The sequence below is a fragment of the Shewanella oneidensis MR-1 genome (assembly GCF_000146165.2).
In the GTDB taxonomy this organism is placed as follows: Bacteria; Pseudomonadota; Gammaproteobacteria; order Enterobacterales; family Shewanellaceae; genus Shewanella; species Shewanella oneidensis.
Genome location: NC_004347.2, coordinates 4,022,970 through 4,037,407, shown reverse-complemented (window position 1 = coordinate 4,037,407; position 14,438 = coordinate 4,022,970). Strand labels below are relative to the sequence as shown.

Below are 14,438 nucleotides of genomic sequence, written 5' to 3'. Positions count from 1 at the left end.
AAAACAATCTTGTAACCAGAGATTAACCATGTGATCTGGTTCAAATTTAGCGCTTAATAAAATATTACCAAACTCAATCCTTTGGGCTTTGTTTCTTACTTAATTAGAGACTAGGCTTAAGGGGAGCATCATGAAAAATCATTAAATGATACGAAGAGTTAAGTATTAACTAATCTGTTTCGCATCCATTAAAGTTAGACTGCATTTTTGAAGGAGCCAAAAATGGCCAGCACTACTGTCAAAAAGGGCACAATGGGAAATGGTATTATCTTTGCCCCCATGCTGTTACTTTTATATCCACTCTACAGTTTAGTCACCAGCGGATACTTGCTTGCAACGCTGTGCTTAATTGCGCTAGCAGTCATTCTTATTTTTAACATTAATAAACTGATCCGTCATTTGAGACAACTCGAACGTGCCGCCCATCACTTAGGCGAGGGTGATTTGAGTTATCAGCTTGACGAAAAAGATGCAGGCGTCTTTAACAGCGTCGTACATAGCATTAATCGTATGGGCGAAGATGTAAGCCGTACGATTTTATCCTTAATCGATACCAGTGAATGGATGAAGAAAGTCGCGACGGATATTAAAACGATCAGTGAGCAGGCCAAACAAGGCGTACTTGAGCAGGAACGCCAGACTGAGCTTGCTGCAACGGCGATGACGCAGATGGTTTCAACAGTACAAGAAGTCTCGCAAAATGCCGCAAGTACCGCGCAAGCCGCCGATATTGCTCAAAATTCTGCGAAGCATGGCGATAAAATAATGGGTCATATCGTAAATAAAATTAACGATATGACCACACAAATCCATCAAACAAAGTCGGTTATTGAGCATCTTGCCGCTGATACTAATAGTATTAGCAGCATTATTGAAACCATTTCCCAAGTGGCAGAGCAAACTAACCTGCTCGCGCTCAATGCGGCGATTGAGAGCGCCAGAGCGGGTGAGCATGGTCGTGGATTTGCTGTCGTTGCTGATGAAGTCCGAAATTTGGCAAAACGCACCTCAGAAGCAACCGCCGAAATTCAACAGCAGATAACGGCATTGCAAAAGGGCGCCCAACAAGGGGTGGAGGTGATGTTAAAAAACGTCACTATCGCCGACGAAACCGCCTTGATGGTAGAGCAAGCCCATAAATCTCTGGGTGAAATTGTCACTCACGTTGAAAGCATTACGGATATGTCCCATCAGATCGCCACCGCATCGGAAGAACAACATGCCGTTGCTGAGGAAATTAACAAAAACATCAGCGCGATGGCCGAACTGGCATTGAAGAATGCTCATCATACGAATCTGACCAATTTATCCAGTCTCAAGGTTTACAATATGTCTCAGGAGATTGGCTCGCTGCTGCATCGTTTCCATGTGGATAAACAGCTGTTTACCTCTAGCCAAGCCCAAAACAAATTGTTTGTGAAATGGGGGCCAGAGCTTGATATTGGAATGTCTGAGATTAACCGTCAGCATCAACGTTTAGTTTCCTTAGTTAACGAATTGCACCGTACCTTAAGCGAAGCCTATGGCCTTGAGGCGATCAAACGAATCGTTCAAGGACTGGTGGATTACACCGCGAATCATTTTTCCTATGAAGAAGAGCTTTTTGCTCGTTTTGGTTATCCACAAACCAATGGACATAAAGAAAAGCATGCTCAACTAGTTGGTCAAGTTCTTGATTTTCAAAAGCGGGTTGCCAGAGGTGAAGATGTGGCCGATGAGTTAATGGCATTCTTAAAATCTTGGTTAGTGAACCATATTCAAAAAAGTGATAAGGAATATGCCCAATTTTTACTTGCCCATGGTGCAGAGTAGATTTAGCTGCCGTTATTATGACTATGGTGCATCCTCGCAGAGGACATGTGACTAGAAGACGGATTTTTGAGCGGTTAAATCTAATTTGTCTACAAGCCTTTGAAAAGGGCTTGCCATTGTCTTCGGCAAAGGTATAATTCCCACCACTTAGAGCCAGCTGGTTGTTTTTGTTAGCTCTAAAATCTAATAATGCCAGAGTGGTGAAATCGGTAGACACAGCGGATTCAAAATTCACTAAGCTGTTGATTAAGAATGTTAATTCTAGTAAATTAACAATCATTGACGATGTAAAGATTTGCAAAGTTTCTGAAGTTCCAAAGTTGTGCCAGAGTGGTGAAATCGGTAGACACAGTGGATTCAAAATCCACCGCCCTTAAAAGCGTGACGGTTCGAGTCCGTCCTCTGGTACCATACATATAGCCGACATTAAGTCGGTTTTTTTGTATCTAAAATTCAACATTGTTAGATACTTACCGCTTTAAGTCCAGCTTTTTGTTGGTACGCTTTCTCCTTCAAGATCCACCACTCTGTACACACGGATCTAGGTTAGATCTTTAATCGTCGTGGTTTTGCCATTCTCCATTACCGACTTGATCCCGTTGTCCCTTGCTGCGGTACTCGAATACATTTGGCTGGTGCCAATGATCTGATGGTTCGCGGCTTTTAGGTTGAAGTACGGCTTATCGTTTTTCGCCACTTCTTTGGCATATCGGGCTTCGATAGGGGAGTTGGTTTGAACGGATTCGATACCATTCATGGCACCACTCTTACCCGTGTAGAGTTCGCTGGTGAGGATGACTTCTCCGTTACCAGCCTTAAGCACAAACTTAAATTGATCGTTACTACTTTTGCTTAATTCATACCATCCTGACATGGGGTTGCTCCTTCTTCTTTAAGGTATTGCATAGCGCAAGCGAGGAAACCATTTCCTGCTCGTGCCTCAGTCTAGTCGACTTTATCTGATTTGATATGTGCCGATGCCACATTTTTGAGTGTTTTGAGGGTTAGTCCGTCGAAATGCTGACATTAAAAACGTCCATTTCCTGCCAGTAACAGAAGAAGTTTTGCTCCCAAATGGGATAAAGCTCAGCTGCCGATTCAATGACTAACAAGCCACTAATGGACTGAAACACGCCGCAGCTAAAATCAAAGTCCAGCTCTTTCACTAATTCCCATTGTCCCTGATAGCCGACATAGCAAAAGTCGGTGATGTAACATAACTGCCACTGGTCATCACCTTTCTCTAGCCTGATTTCCACGGGATGAAAGCCGCCCGTTTGTGGACTGTAATCAGGGTTGCGAAAGTTAATGGTGACAGCCTTGCTATCAATATTTTTCACCAGCTCTGCCAGTGCTTGGGCAAAGACTGGTGACACGGGTAACGGTAGGTCGGTATTCATGGTTTTCATTATTTAACCCTTAAAAGTGGCAAAACAAAGGGGGCATCATGTCCCCCTGTTGTTGGTATGGAATGTGGGTGATGTGAGTTGTCACTTACTGGCTTTCGAGCTGGCTTTATCGGTGCTGGCCTTCTTGCCTATCTTGGGGACGGGGGCGAGTAACTGCTCGTCTAACTCGCCTTTCTCCACGGCATTAATCACCACCTTAATCACCGCTGGCAAGTTGGCCTTTTCACCCACATCAATAGCAGGGCAGCCTTTTTCCAATTCGATGGGTTTATTACTAATCCGCACTTCAAAGTAATAGTGCTCGTTGCTGTCATAGAACCAAGGTCGGACGATGTAACGGCGGCGAATTTTCTTGCGCTCACCTGTCTCTGGGTCTTTAACTGAACGCTCTTTGTAGGCTTCAAATTCACGGCCTTCAATCATGCATTCGGCTAGAGACAATTGCTGGTCTAGCTTGTCGAGTAGCTTCATCCGTTTGCCTAGCACGGGTGGCTTAGGGGCAATTTCAGGGCGAGCGATTACCTTGAGAGAACTCAATACTGTGGTCATGGTGTGTTTCCTTTAGTGGGTGTTAGCGGATAAATCCGATACGGGGTTGCCCTTGTTTGCGGCTGTTCTCGGTGGTGAGGAGCGCAAGGGCGGTTGCGCGGTGGTCGCGCTTGGGTTCAAAACGTTGGCGTCTTGCTAAGATGGCAAAGTCGCCGGGTGTTAACTGGTTTAGGCTGTTTAGGGTTGATACTTCTTCATGGTTTAGGCGTTGAATCCCAAGGACTTGTCGATACAGTGCTTGGCGTTGGTCACTCGTTAAATAGTCACATGCCAACTTGAAGTCAAAGCGGCGCATCACCGCACTATCAATACTGGCAAGCGCATTGGTTGCTGCGAACACAGGTAGAGTGTTGCACTCAAGCTGAGATATCAGTTCGTTAACGAGCTGGACTTCATGCAGCGCTTGAGCGCTATCGCGTTTGCTGAGCAAGCTGTCGACTTCATCGATGAGCATCAGCTTTTGCTGTCTGTGCGCGTCTCTGAAGAGCCTAGCGATGTTCTGCTCGCTGTCACCGACATACTTACTGAGTACATCAGAGCATTTGATGTGCATCAGCTCAAAGCCATGGGTTTCAGCTAAGTGATGTACCCATGCCGTCTTGCCCGTACCAGGGGGACCACTCAGCATCACCCTAATCGGCATGGCCTGTTTAACGGCATGGTTAATCGAGGCCAGCATTTCTGCGGTAGTCACACTTGCAGCATCATCACTGACTTTGAAGTTGACCATGTTGCTATCGAACGCCAGTTCCCCTTGATACTTTGGCGGTGGTGCTTCTTCACCACAGGCTTCTAGGGTGGCATCAATCACTTCATCGATAAGGACTTCCGCTTTGGCACCTTTGAACTTGAGTGTCATTGCCACATGAGCTGCATTACCAACCATTGCGGGGGTGACATTAGGCTTTTCTGCCAGTAGCAGGTGATAGTCCTGTGACACCTTAAGCGGTGTTAGTAAGTGCTCATTGATGGTATAGGCAAAGGGTTCATCGGGTACAGGGACTTCCATCACCAACTTAAAGCGGCGAATAAAGCTAGGTTCTAACAAGCCAACATGGTTGGTAATCCAAATGGCAGGGACAGGGTTTTGCTCTAACGCCTGCATCAATTGTTCTTTGGAATACTGCTCATCGGCTTGCACGAATAACGCCTCACACTCATCGACCAATAACAAGCTGTCATTGCTGTGAGCCAGTAAACCTTGTAACAAGCTCAGGTGAACAAGGCGTATGCTGGTCGCCTTTGTGATGCTGTCACTTCGGTATTGGCTCCCGATTAACTGCTGGCTTTGGACTTCCAGTAGATTGCGCTTAATCGTCTTTGCCAATGTCCGTGCCAACTCAGTTTTACCTGTACCTGCTTTACCATAGAGCAGGATATTGACGCCTACCGAGGGCTTTTTAGTAATGGCCGCAAGGTAGTTAGCCAGTAAGTCAGTGTTCACATGCCCAAATTGCGACAGACTAAATTGTGCCTCGGGGCTTTTGCTGAGCATGGGGGCTAAGAAGTCGACCGCGCTCGTTAACTTCTGCGACACTAAAATGGATACCAGTACGTTTGGGAACAGCAATCGGTAAGGCGCATCCAAGGTCGCTTCAGCAATCAGTTGATAGCGCTCAAACACCGCTAATTGCGACAGGATGACCTCTAAATCGAGGGTTGTCTTAGCCTGTAGCATTCGTTCAAGTACATCAAAGTCATCATCAATCAGTAATTCGGTTAACTCTCGAAGCCCCGCATTGGCATTGATGACAATCAAGAACTCAAGTACAGCTTGCATCTGTGGCATTAAGCCAAACAACTGACCAAGAAACTGCGCATTATGCTTAACCGTTGCCGTGTTGAGCGGTGCACGGTCTTTGCTTGGTAGCTTGAGTGATGCATCCTCTAGGCTAAGGCGTAGAAATGGCTCAATCTGCTCACCTGTGATTGCGCCCAGTATCGAGGATGGCACCACCATGTCGACGGTAATGGCGGCAAGCATCAATGCTTCACTCAACTGCGAGGCGAGGTAGTGGCAATGATTGGCGCGCCATTTACGGGGTGATTTTGCACGCTTTAGCATCTTGTTTTCCCACCCCGTTCGTTCGGTGCTGACACATAGTTCAGGGTGGCAGCGGCTTCACGCATAAACGCATCACCACGCTTGTCATAAATGGTGGTAGTACTGATATCTGCATGGCCTGCCATTTGGCGCACGGTGTTGATATCGACGTTTTGCTCCAGTAGCCGAGTAATAAAGGTGCGGCGCAAATCATGGGGTGATGCACCTACTACGCCGATATCTCCAAGTTTATCTTTGACTAACCGATAGAGTGCATCCCGACTCACAGGGCGGTAATGGACAATAATGCCAGTCGTGCGACAGTGGCAAATGAGTGGCCCCAATTGCATCTTGCGCACGTTGAGCCAAGCGATGACATGCTGTTCAACCCAATCGGGTAAGAACAGAATACGGCTCTTGTTGCCTTTACCTGCAACCACCTTAATTGTTGAGGTTGCACTGTCATAATCGGCAAGTGTCAGTGCCGCTAGTTCACTACGGCGTAACCCCGTTCCGAGGAACAACGCAAAGATAGCTAATGTGCGAAGCCCATACGTGTCTTGGCGTTTGGAAAGCAAGGCGAGCAGCTTAGTGACTTGCTCTGCACTCAGGGGATTACCCTGATGGGCACCGTGTTTCATGTTAGCGATGCTGTTGATGTGCGCGACTTGCTGCATATCCGCTTCACCCATCAAAGCGGCGACTTTGACAATACTCTTAATCGCGGTCATCGCACGGTTAATCGAGCGTGCCGACCACTGCTCGTGTATCAGCAATGCCCGTATCTGCATCGCTTGTTGATAGTTAATGCTGCTGAGTTGCTTGCCTATCACTTCGTCAGGCCAGTCCATCAGCTGTGCAATGCTGCGCATCTGCGAAGCAATCGAGCGCTGACTGTTGGGCGCAAGACGGCTCAAATAGAGCGCATAAGCAGTCGCTGTAGTCATAGATAACTCCAGTAAGAATAGTTTGATATGTTGCTAGGGGATTGAAACAGAAGGGAATAGTGATACCGCACTGTAAGAGTATGGTATCACAAATGAGGCTATTTTTCAGCCGCTGTTTTTGACACGGTAGGTAAAACAAAAAAGGGGGCGATGTTGACCCCCAATCGGTTAACTGTAGTTGTCTTTAAAGTGTTTGCGGACCTCTTTGGCGGCGCTATGGTTGAAATCACTGTCATTACGTCCTAGGACTAACGCTACGGTTTTCTTAAGTTTCTTTTCCAGTTCGGGATAGACTTTTTCATTAGGAATTAAGTCAACACGGCAAGACTCGAAAGCTTTACGATAACGACGACGCTCAGGCTTCGGAAGAGACTGAAATGCAGCCTTTAAGCCGAGCGTGTTAATGGCACTAAGCGTATGAGGGTGGATGCATTCTAATGCGCGGATCTCATCAAGATCATAAACCTCGATACGCTCAAGAAAACTACTATCAAGCAGCTCGCTTGCTAGCTTATCAAGCGAACAATTCGGCTTTACCTGTACTTCGATTCGGGTGTTAGGCAGTCCCAAGTGAGCCAAATTCTTTGCCTTGCAGTTCGCAAGACGGTCATAGATAACAATGCGAATCTTGGATTTTTTCGAGGGCGTTCAAAATTCTGTGTCAGGCTAATTTTTAAATTTCTAGCACGCTATCTAAACGTCCTTCAAAATAAATCGCTAACTGAGATAAACAAAGGCTCCAATTGTGGATTGGCATAGTCCATTTATCTGAGGCGTTTAATATGCCTGCGTAAAGTAGCTTCAACAAGCTATTTTCATTAGGAAATGCACCTTTGGTTTTGGTGAGCTTTCTAAATTGGCGATGTACAGCCTCAACCGCATTGGTCGTGTAAATCACTTTCCTGATATGTTCTGGGTACTTAAAATAATGGGACAAATTATGCCATTTGCGACGCCAAGAGTTGATTACCAACGGATAAGCATCACCCCATTTGGCCTCCAGTTCGTCCAATGCCATCTCTGCGGCTTCTTTACTCACGGCTCGATACACAGGCTTTAAATCAGCCATAAACGCTTTCTGATTTTTTGAGGCGACATACTTCATTGAGTTACGGATCTGGTGGATAACGCATAGCTGTGTTTCCGTATGAGGAAAGATACTGGCTATGGCCTCAGGGAAACCGGTCAAGCCGTCAACACAGGCGATAAGAATATCTTTTACACCACGATTATTAAGATCGGTCAGTACGGATAGCCAGTAATTAGCGCCTTCATTTTCGGATAAGTGAAGCCCTAAAATTTCCTTTTTTCCTTTCATATTAAGCGCTAACAATGTGTAAACGGCTTTACTGACGTAACGCCCATCCTCTTTGACTTTATAATGTATCGCATCAAGCCAAACGATAGGATAATGGCTATCTAATGGGCGCTGCTGCCACGCTTTAAGTTCGGGGATGAGTTTGTCAGTGATAGCACTGACTGTTGCGTTAGACACATTGAGCCCATACATATCTTCAACATGTTGATTAATATCGCGATAGCTCATACCTATACTGAACATCGATAACACTTTACGTTCGATTTCATCGGTTAGTGTCGTTTGATTTTTCTTAATCAACTGAGGCTCAAAGGTGCCATTGCGGTCTCTAGGCGCGTCTAACTCAAAGTTACCGGACGGATGCTTAATGGTCTTAGGGGTTTTGCCATTTTTACGATTAGGCTGAGGATCATGCGCTAAATGCTGCTCAAGCTCAGCCTGGAGAGCCGCTTCAGTGAGTTGCTTGATCAGTGGGCCAAGAATGCTGTCTTTACCTGTGAGGCTTTTACCTGATTGCAGATCTTTAAGGGCTTGTTCGAAGTTAAAAGGTTGGGTCATGTGTCATTCCTGTTTTTGAATATTTTACTGAAATGACACAGAATTATGAACACTACCATTTTTTCGTTCCTATGTAGATAGTGCCTATCCTGCCACTGGAGTTGATATCTAAATACACTCCGGAAGCGTGAGCATGCTTGAGATTCACAGCGATCTGAGCAATGTCGATAGGAAAATCCATTGCAATATCCAGTGCAGTAACTTTGATGTTACCTGCATGCAAGATGCGCTCTGCCTGTGAGCCAATAATTTTCGTTAACCATAATCTTGTTGCGTAGAACTCTCGCTTGGTCGGGGAGAAGCCCTTCATTTCAAACTTGATGAATGGACGGCTATTTCCATAAGGAGCAACTTGAACATAAAGTGTACTAGCTCAGACTTGATCTGACAGTTACCAGTTTTATGCTGGTGTCTGTCAGATTAGATTCGAGTCAGATTCTTTTCCGCCCAAACCCGTTTCCCATCAATCAATGTTTCAACTGGCGTTCTGCCGTTGCACATTTTGCCTTGATGAGTGCGTTCATTGTTGTAGTAAGACAGCCACTCGTCCAGATCTTTTTGCAGCTCCTCCAGCGTTTGGTACAGCTTTTTGCGGAAGGTCACCTGATAAAACTCGTTCAGGATCGTCTTATGAAACCGCTCGCAGATCCCATTCGTTTGCGGCGACATCGCTTTGGTTTTCGTGTGGTCGATATCATTAATCGCCAGATATAGCTGGTAATCATGGTGCTCGACCTTGCCGCAATACTCTGTGCCACGGTCAGTTAAAATACGCAGCACCGGCAACTGCTGTGACTCGTAAAACGGCAATACTTTGTCGTTCAATAAGTCCGCTGCAGTGATAGGTGTTTTCGTAGTATAGAGCTTGCAATGAGCGACTTTGCAGTACGTATCGACATAGGTTTGCTGATAGATACGACCAACGCCCTTGAGGTTTCCGACATAAAACGTGTCTTGCGACCCAAGGTAGCCTGGGTGCGCGGTTTCAATCTCACCACAGGCTTCATCGTCGTGTTTTTTGCGCTCAAGTGCCGCAATCTGTTCATCAGTAAGTTGAATGCCATCGCGAGCTACTTTGGCTTCCAAGGCTTTCAGTCGCTTCTTAAAGTTCTCTAAATCATGTCGCAACCAGATTGAGCGGACACCACTGCCAGAAACAAACACGCCTTTTTTGCGCAGTTCATTGCTGGTTCTGTGCTGGCCATGGGCGGGAAATTCAATCGCATACTCCATCACTGCCTGTTCAACAGCTTCTTCGACACGGTTCTTGAGATTTGGACTTCTACGACTTTTTTCGATCAGTGCATCAACACCGCCATCGTCCACTAACTCGCGGTAACGATAAAACGTATCACGAGACACACCCATGACTTTGCAGGCTCTGGAGACGTTGCTCAGTTCCTCTGCCAGATTGAGTAAACCTGTTTTGTGTTTGATGATTGGATTGTTACTATGGAGCATGAGAGTTACCTCCTTGGTTTTGATTAAGGATTCGACACCCACAATCAAAACTGGTAACTCTCACCTTTTCAAGGCGATGTGTCAGATCAAGTCGAGACTAATTCACATAAAGGTGGGGTACACCATGCAGTGCACAGCTCCAAGGGATCGACTTAATCAGCGGCAGCTTGATGCAATAGCGATATCCTGCTTGGCTCTTAAGCAGTTTAACCTTCAAGTTGTGGCGTTGTTCAAGATTATCCGCAATGCGCTGGATGTTTTGAATACACTCCTCTTTCACTTGCTCATCCGAGCATGCAATGACGGCAACGAATTTATCAATCAGGATAGAGACACTGGCGTAAAGATTATCGAGTAATTTGCCCAACATATTACACCTCCTGACCGTTCAGGCTCTTGAGGCGCTTTGTGAGCAGTTTCACCGCCTTCTCAAGTGTTTTAGGATTCGAGCCACTTTTGGTCTTAAGAAACGCGCTGAAGATCGCTTTCGATGAACACTCGTTACGGCACTCTTTTTCGAAGTGCTTAAGAAAGTCAGCCTGAAGCTCACTAGAGGCTGTTCATAATTCTGTGTCAGGTTAATTTCACAGGTCGATATGGTTTTCTAAGCGCCCCTCAAAATGGATTGAGAGCTGTGATAGCGTCAAATTCCAGTTTTGGATGGGGTGAGTCCAGCGCTCAGAGGCCTTCAATATACCCGCGTAAAGCAGTTTGAGTAAACTGTTCTCGTTAGCAAAACCACCTTTGGTTTTAGTTAACTTCCTGAATTGTCGATGTACCGCTTCAACCGCATTGGTGGTGTAAATGGCTGTGCGAACATAGTCAGGGTATTTGAAATACACCGATAGCAGCGCCCATTTGTTGCGCCATGACTTAATCACCACGGGGTATTTATCGCCCCATTTCGTCTCCAGCTCATCCAGTGCCATCTCGGCCGCATTCAAGGTGGCGGCCTTATAAACGCACTTTAAATCCGCCATAAAGGCCTTTTGATGCTTAGAGGCAACATACTTCATCGAGTTGCGAATTTGGTGGATGACACACAGTTGCACTTCCGTCTGCGGGTAAATGGTTTCAATCGCTTCAGGAAAGCCTTTAAGGCCATCAACGCAGGCGATGAGGATGTCTTTAACGCCGCGATTATACAGGTCGGTTAGCACGCTTAACCAATGGTGAGCCCCTTCATTATCAGACAGATATAAGCCTAATAGTTCTTTTTTACCTTCGACGTTAAGCGCCAAAATGGTGTAAACCGCTTTGCTAATAAAGCGGCCGTTCTCTTTGATTTTATAGTGAATCGCATCGAGCCATATGACGGGGTAAGGCGGCTCTAGTTCGCGTTCGCGCCATGCTTGAAGCTCAGGGAGTAACTTGTCAGTAATGGCGTTCACCGTGCCGTTGGACACCGACATGCCGTACATGTCTTCGATATGCGCACGAATATCTTGATAGCTGGAGCCTAATGAAAATAAGCCAATGATTTTACGCTCCATTTCATCGGTAAGTTGGGTTTGGTGCTTTTTGACTAATTGAGGTTCGAAGGTGCCCGCTCTGTCTCTGGGCGTGTTCAACTCGAAGTTGCCAAGGGGGCTTTTAACCGTTTTAGTGGTTTTACCGTTTTTACGATTGGCGCCTTCAGTGCTTGCCAAGTGGCCATCCAGCTCAGCCGCCAAGGCCGCTTCAGTGAGTTGCTTAATCAAAGGGGTTAAGATGCCATCCTTGCCGGTGAGGTCTTTACCTTCACGTAGTGCTTGAATGGCCGCATTGATATCAAAAGTAGGTGTGGTCATAAATCATCTCTTTTTGGTATAGCTTAAAGAAATGACACAGAAATTTGAACACTACCGCTCACTATAAGTAGCAAGCGTTGCTTTCCCCGCTGTCGCAGACTTTTTCGTTGAGCGTTTGTCAGCGTTTTTATCAGTAATGTTCTCAGTCTTCTTCAAATTCTTAGCTTTAGTGTCAACGCCTGTATCTTTAGAGCGATGTTTGTGTTTGTTGCTCTTTGATTTCTGCTTATTATCACGAGCAACCTTTTCACCATCGGTGGTATCATTTTTACTGTGTTTACCACTGGGTGAGTGTTTGTCTTTGCAGCCAATAGCAAGATCAGATATCGCCTCTTCGACCATTTCTTTAGTCAAATTGATTTTGGTTATTTCTGATTCGCCATGAGTTTTTTTAATTGCCTTGACAACAAACTTGATTTCTTTTTTGCTCAAATTTTTCATCGCAAGCATACTTGCGTCGCTGAACACTCCAATAGCTTTTTTTCCACCGACTTTATAAGCAACTTTTGCAGCATTTACTTGCTTGATTGCAGCATCGTATGAGAGCGAAGTATACGTTTCGACATAAGATTTAAAGTCTTTGCAGTTGAGCTTTTCGTAGCCTTTATTCTTATAGATGAAGTAAACGAGTACTTTAGTGTCGCGAGTTGAGTTGTTAATACACGAGGGCGTTCAAAATTCTGTGTCAGGCTAATTTTTAAATTTCTAGCACGCTATCTAAACGTCCTTCAAAATAAATCGCTAACTGAGATAAACAAAGGCTCCAATTGTGGATTGGCATGGTCCATTTATCTGAGGCGTTTAATATGCCTGCGTAAAGTAGCTTCAACAAGCTATTTTCATTAGGAAAAGCACCTTTGGTTTTGGTGAGCTTTCTAAATTGGCGATGTACAGCCTCAACTGCATTGGTCGTGTAAATCACTTTCCTGATATGTTCTGGGTACTTAAAATAATGAGACAAATTATGCCATTTGCGACGCCAAGAGTTGATTACCAACGGATAAGCATCACCCCATTTGGCCTCCAGTTCGTCCAATGCCATCTCTGCGGCTTCTTTACTCACGGCTCGATACACAGGCTTTAAATCAGCCATAAACGCTTTCTGATTTTTTGAGGCGACATACTTCATTGAGTTACGGATCTGGTGGATAACGCATAGCTGTGTTTCCGTATGAGGAAAGATACTGGCTATGGCCTCAGGGAAACCGGTCAAGCCGTCAACACAGGCGATAAGAATATCTTTTACACCACGATTATTAAGATCGGTCAGTACGGATAGCCAGTAATTAGCGCCTTCATTTTCGGATAAGTGAAGCCCTAAAATTTCCTTTTTTCCTTTCATATTAAGCGCTAACAATGTGTAAACGGCTTTACTGACGTAACGCCCATCCTCTTTGACTTTATAATGTATCGCATCAAGCCAAACGATAGGATAATGGCTATCTAATGGGCGCTGCTGCCACGCTTTAAGTTCGGGGATGAGTTTGTCAGTGATAGCACTGACTGTTGCGTTAGACACATTGAGCCCATACATATCTTCAACATGTTGATTAATATCGCGATAGCTCATACCTATACTGAACATCGATAACACTTTACGTTCGATTTCATCGGTTAGTGTAGTTTGATTTTTCTTAATCAACTGAGGCTCAAAGGTGCCATTGCGGTCTCTAGGCGCGTCTAACTCAAAGTTACCGGACGGATGCTTAATGGTCTTAGGGGTTTTGCCATTTTTACGATTAGGCTGAGGATCATGCGCTAAATGCTGCTCAAGCTCAGCCTGGAGAGCCGCTTCAGTGAGTTGCTTGATCAGTGGGCCAAGAATGCTGTCTTTACCTGTGAGGCTTTTACCTGATTGCAGATCTTTAAGGGCTTGTTCGAAGTTAAAAGGTTGGGTCATGTGTCATTCCTGTTTTTGAATATTTTACTGAAATGACACAGAATTATGAACACTACCCGACAACTACGGGTAATCCTCCCATTTTTAACCGAAGTTAAAAGTAGAGTTCATGCAACCATCAATGGCGGCTTTCCGCCATTGGCTTTGTGCGGCCGTTCATGATTGTAAAACCATAACCATTTTGTGGCATAGTCCTGAACTTCTTCAAGCGTATCAAATAAATGTTTGCTTACCCAGCTGTACCTGATGGTCTTATTGTGTCGTTCTATGTACGCATTTTGCTGTGGCTTGCCAGGTTGAATGTAATCAATCCTGATCTCATGCTTTTTCGCCCATTCCGTAAATTCGTGGCTAATAAATTCAGGTCCATTGTCACAACGGATCGCGATTGGTTTTGTTCGCCCTTCAAGTAGCTGATTTAGGGTCCGGATCACCCGCATTGTTGGCAATGAAAAACCTGCTTCAATCGCGAGCCCTTCACGTTTAAAGTCATCAATCACGTTGAACAGTCGATAGCTTCGCCCATTCTTCACTGCTAATGCCTCGGATGTAGGGGCTGAATCGGTTACTGTCACAAAGTTGCCGCCAATATAAATGGTTTCTGCATCAGGTTTTGGGGGGCTTGATGCATGTGCGAATGGACTCAAGCT

13 protein-coding genes, 1 tRNA gene and 1 pseudogene are annotated in these 14,438 nt (G+C 45.4%); 2 read left to right on the top strand and 13 right to left on the bottom strand.

Features of this window, described 5'->3' with window-relative positions:
• Positions 1-222 precede the first annotated feature (222 nt).
• Both SO_RS18110 and SO_RS18105 read left to right on the top strand, forming a co-directional pair.
• Positions 223-1,812 (top strand): bacteriohemerythrin, encoded by a 1,590-nt coding sequence (locus SO_RS18110; protein WP_011073637.1) that lies wholly within the window; start codon positions 223-225, stop codon positions 1,810-1,812.
• Between the two features lie 324 nt (positions 1,813-2,136).
• Positions 2,137-2,223, top strand: a tRNA-Leu gene (locus SO_RS18105).
• 130 nt (positions 2,224-2,353) lie between these two features.
• Here SO_RS18105 and SO_RS18100 read toward each other — a convergent pair.
• From SO_RS18100 to SO_RS18040, 13 genes and pseudogenes are all read right to left on the bottom strand, one after another.
• The gene (locus SO_RS18100; protein ID WP_011073636.1) at positions 2,354-2,686 is read right to left on the bottom strand and encodes a YegP family protein; all 333 of its coding nucleotides are present in this window, start codon (positions 2,684-2,686) and stop codon (positions 2,354-2,356) included.
• A 130-nt stretch (positions 2,687-2,816) separates the two neighbouring features.
• Positions 2,817-3,221, bottom strand: coding sequence for a DUF2787 family protein (locus SO_RS18095; RefSeq protein ID WP_011073635.1), 405 nt, complete (start codon positions 3,219-3,221; stop codon positions 2,817-2,819).
• 81 nt (positions 3,222-3,302) lie between these two features.
• Positions 3,303-3,770: a hypothetical protein gene (locus SO_RS18090; RefSeq protein ID WP_011073634.1), complete on the bottom strand. Its 468-nt coding sequence runs from the start codon at positions 3,768-3,770 to the stop codon at positions 3,303-3,305.
• Positions 3,771-3,792: 22 nt separating this feature from the next.
• The gene (locus SO_RS18085) at positions 3,793-5,835 is read right to left on the bottom strand and encodes an AAA family ATPase (RefSeq protein ID WP_011073633.1); all 2,043 of its coding nucleotides are present in this window, start codon (positions 5,833-5,835) and stop codon (positions 3,793-3,795) included.
• Positions 5,829-6,761, bottom strand: a complete 933-nt coding sequence (locus tag SO_RS18080; RefSeq protein WP_011073632.1) for a tyrosine-type recombinase/integrase — start codon at positions 6,759-6,761, stop codon at positions 5,829-5,831. Before SO_RS18080 ends, SO_RS18085 begins: the two co-directional genes overlap by 7 nt.
• A gap of 168 nt (positions 6,762-6,929) precedes the next feature.
• On the bottom strand, positions 6,930-7,340 hold the full coding sequence (locus SO_RS18075; RefSeq protein WP_164925768.1) for a hypothetical protein: 411 nt from the start codon (positions 7,338-7,340) through the stop codon (positions 6,930-6,932).
• A 94-nt stretch (positions 7,341-7,434) separates the two neighbouring features.
• Positions 7,435-8,637 carry an IS256-like element ISSod4 family transposase gene (locus SO_RS18070; protein ID WP_005054087.1) on the bottom strand — a complete coding sequence of 401 codons (1,203 nt, stop codon included), beginning with the start codon at positions 8,635-8,637 and terminating at the stop codon, positions 7,435-7,437.
• Between the two features lie 420 nt (positions 8,638-9,057).
• Positions 9,058-10,098 (bottom strand): IS481-like element ISSod13 family transposase, encoded by a 1,041-nt coding sequence (locus SO_RS18065; protein ID WP_011073373.1) that lies wholly within the window; start codon positions 10,096-10,098, stop codon positions 9,058-9,060.
• Positions 10,099-10,195: 97 nt separating this feature from the next.
• A complete protein-coding gene (locus SO_RS18060) occupies positions 10,196-10,468 on the bottom strand; it encodes a hypothetical protein (RefSeq protein WP_164925767.1) in 273 nt (90 codons plus the stop codon).
• 214 nt (positions 10,469-10,682) lie between these two features.
• Positions 10,683-11,888: an IS256-like element ISSod5 family transposase gene (locus SO_RS18055; protein ID WP_011073631.1), complete on the bottom strand. Its 1,206-nt coding sequence runs from the start codon at positions 11,886-11,888 to the stop codon at positions 10,683-10,685.
• Between the two features lie 51 nt (positions 11,889-11,939).
• Positions 11,940-12,329: a hypothetical protein gene (locus SO_RS18050; RefSeq protein ID WP_164925766.1), complete on the bottom strand. Its 390-nt coding sequence runs from the start codon at positions 12,327-12,329 to the stop codon at positions 11,940-11,942.
• 256 nt (positions 12,330-12,585) lie between these two features.
• Positions 12,586-13,788, bottom strand: coding sequence for an IS256-like element ISSod4 family transposase (locus SO_RS18045; RefSeq protein ID WP_005054087.1), 1,203 nt, complete (start codon positions 13,786-13,788; stop codon positions 12,586-12,588).
• Between the two features lie 107 nt (positions 13,789-13,895).
• A pseudogene (locus SO_RS18040) lies at positions 13,896-14,315 on the bottom strand (integrase core domain-containing protein); the annotation flags it as partial.
• Positions 14,316-14,438: the final 123 nt, after the last annotated feature.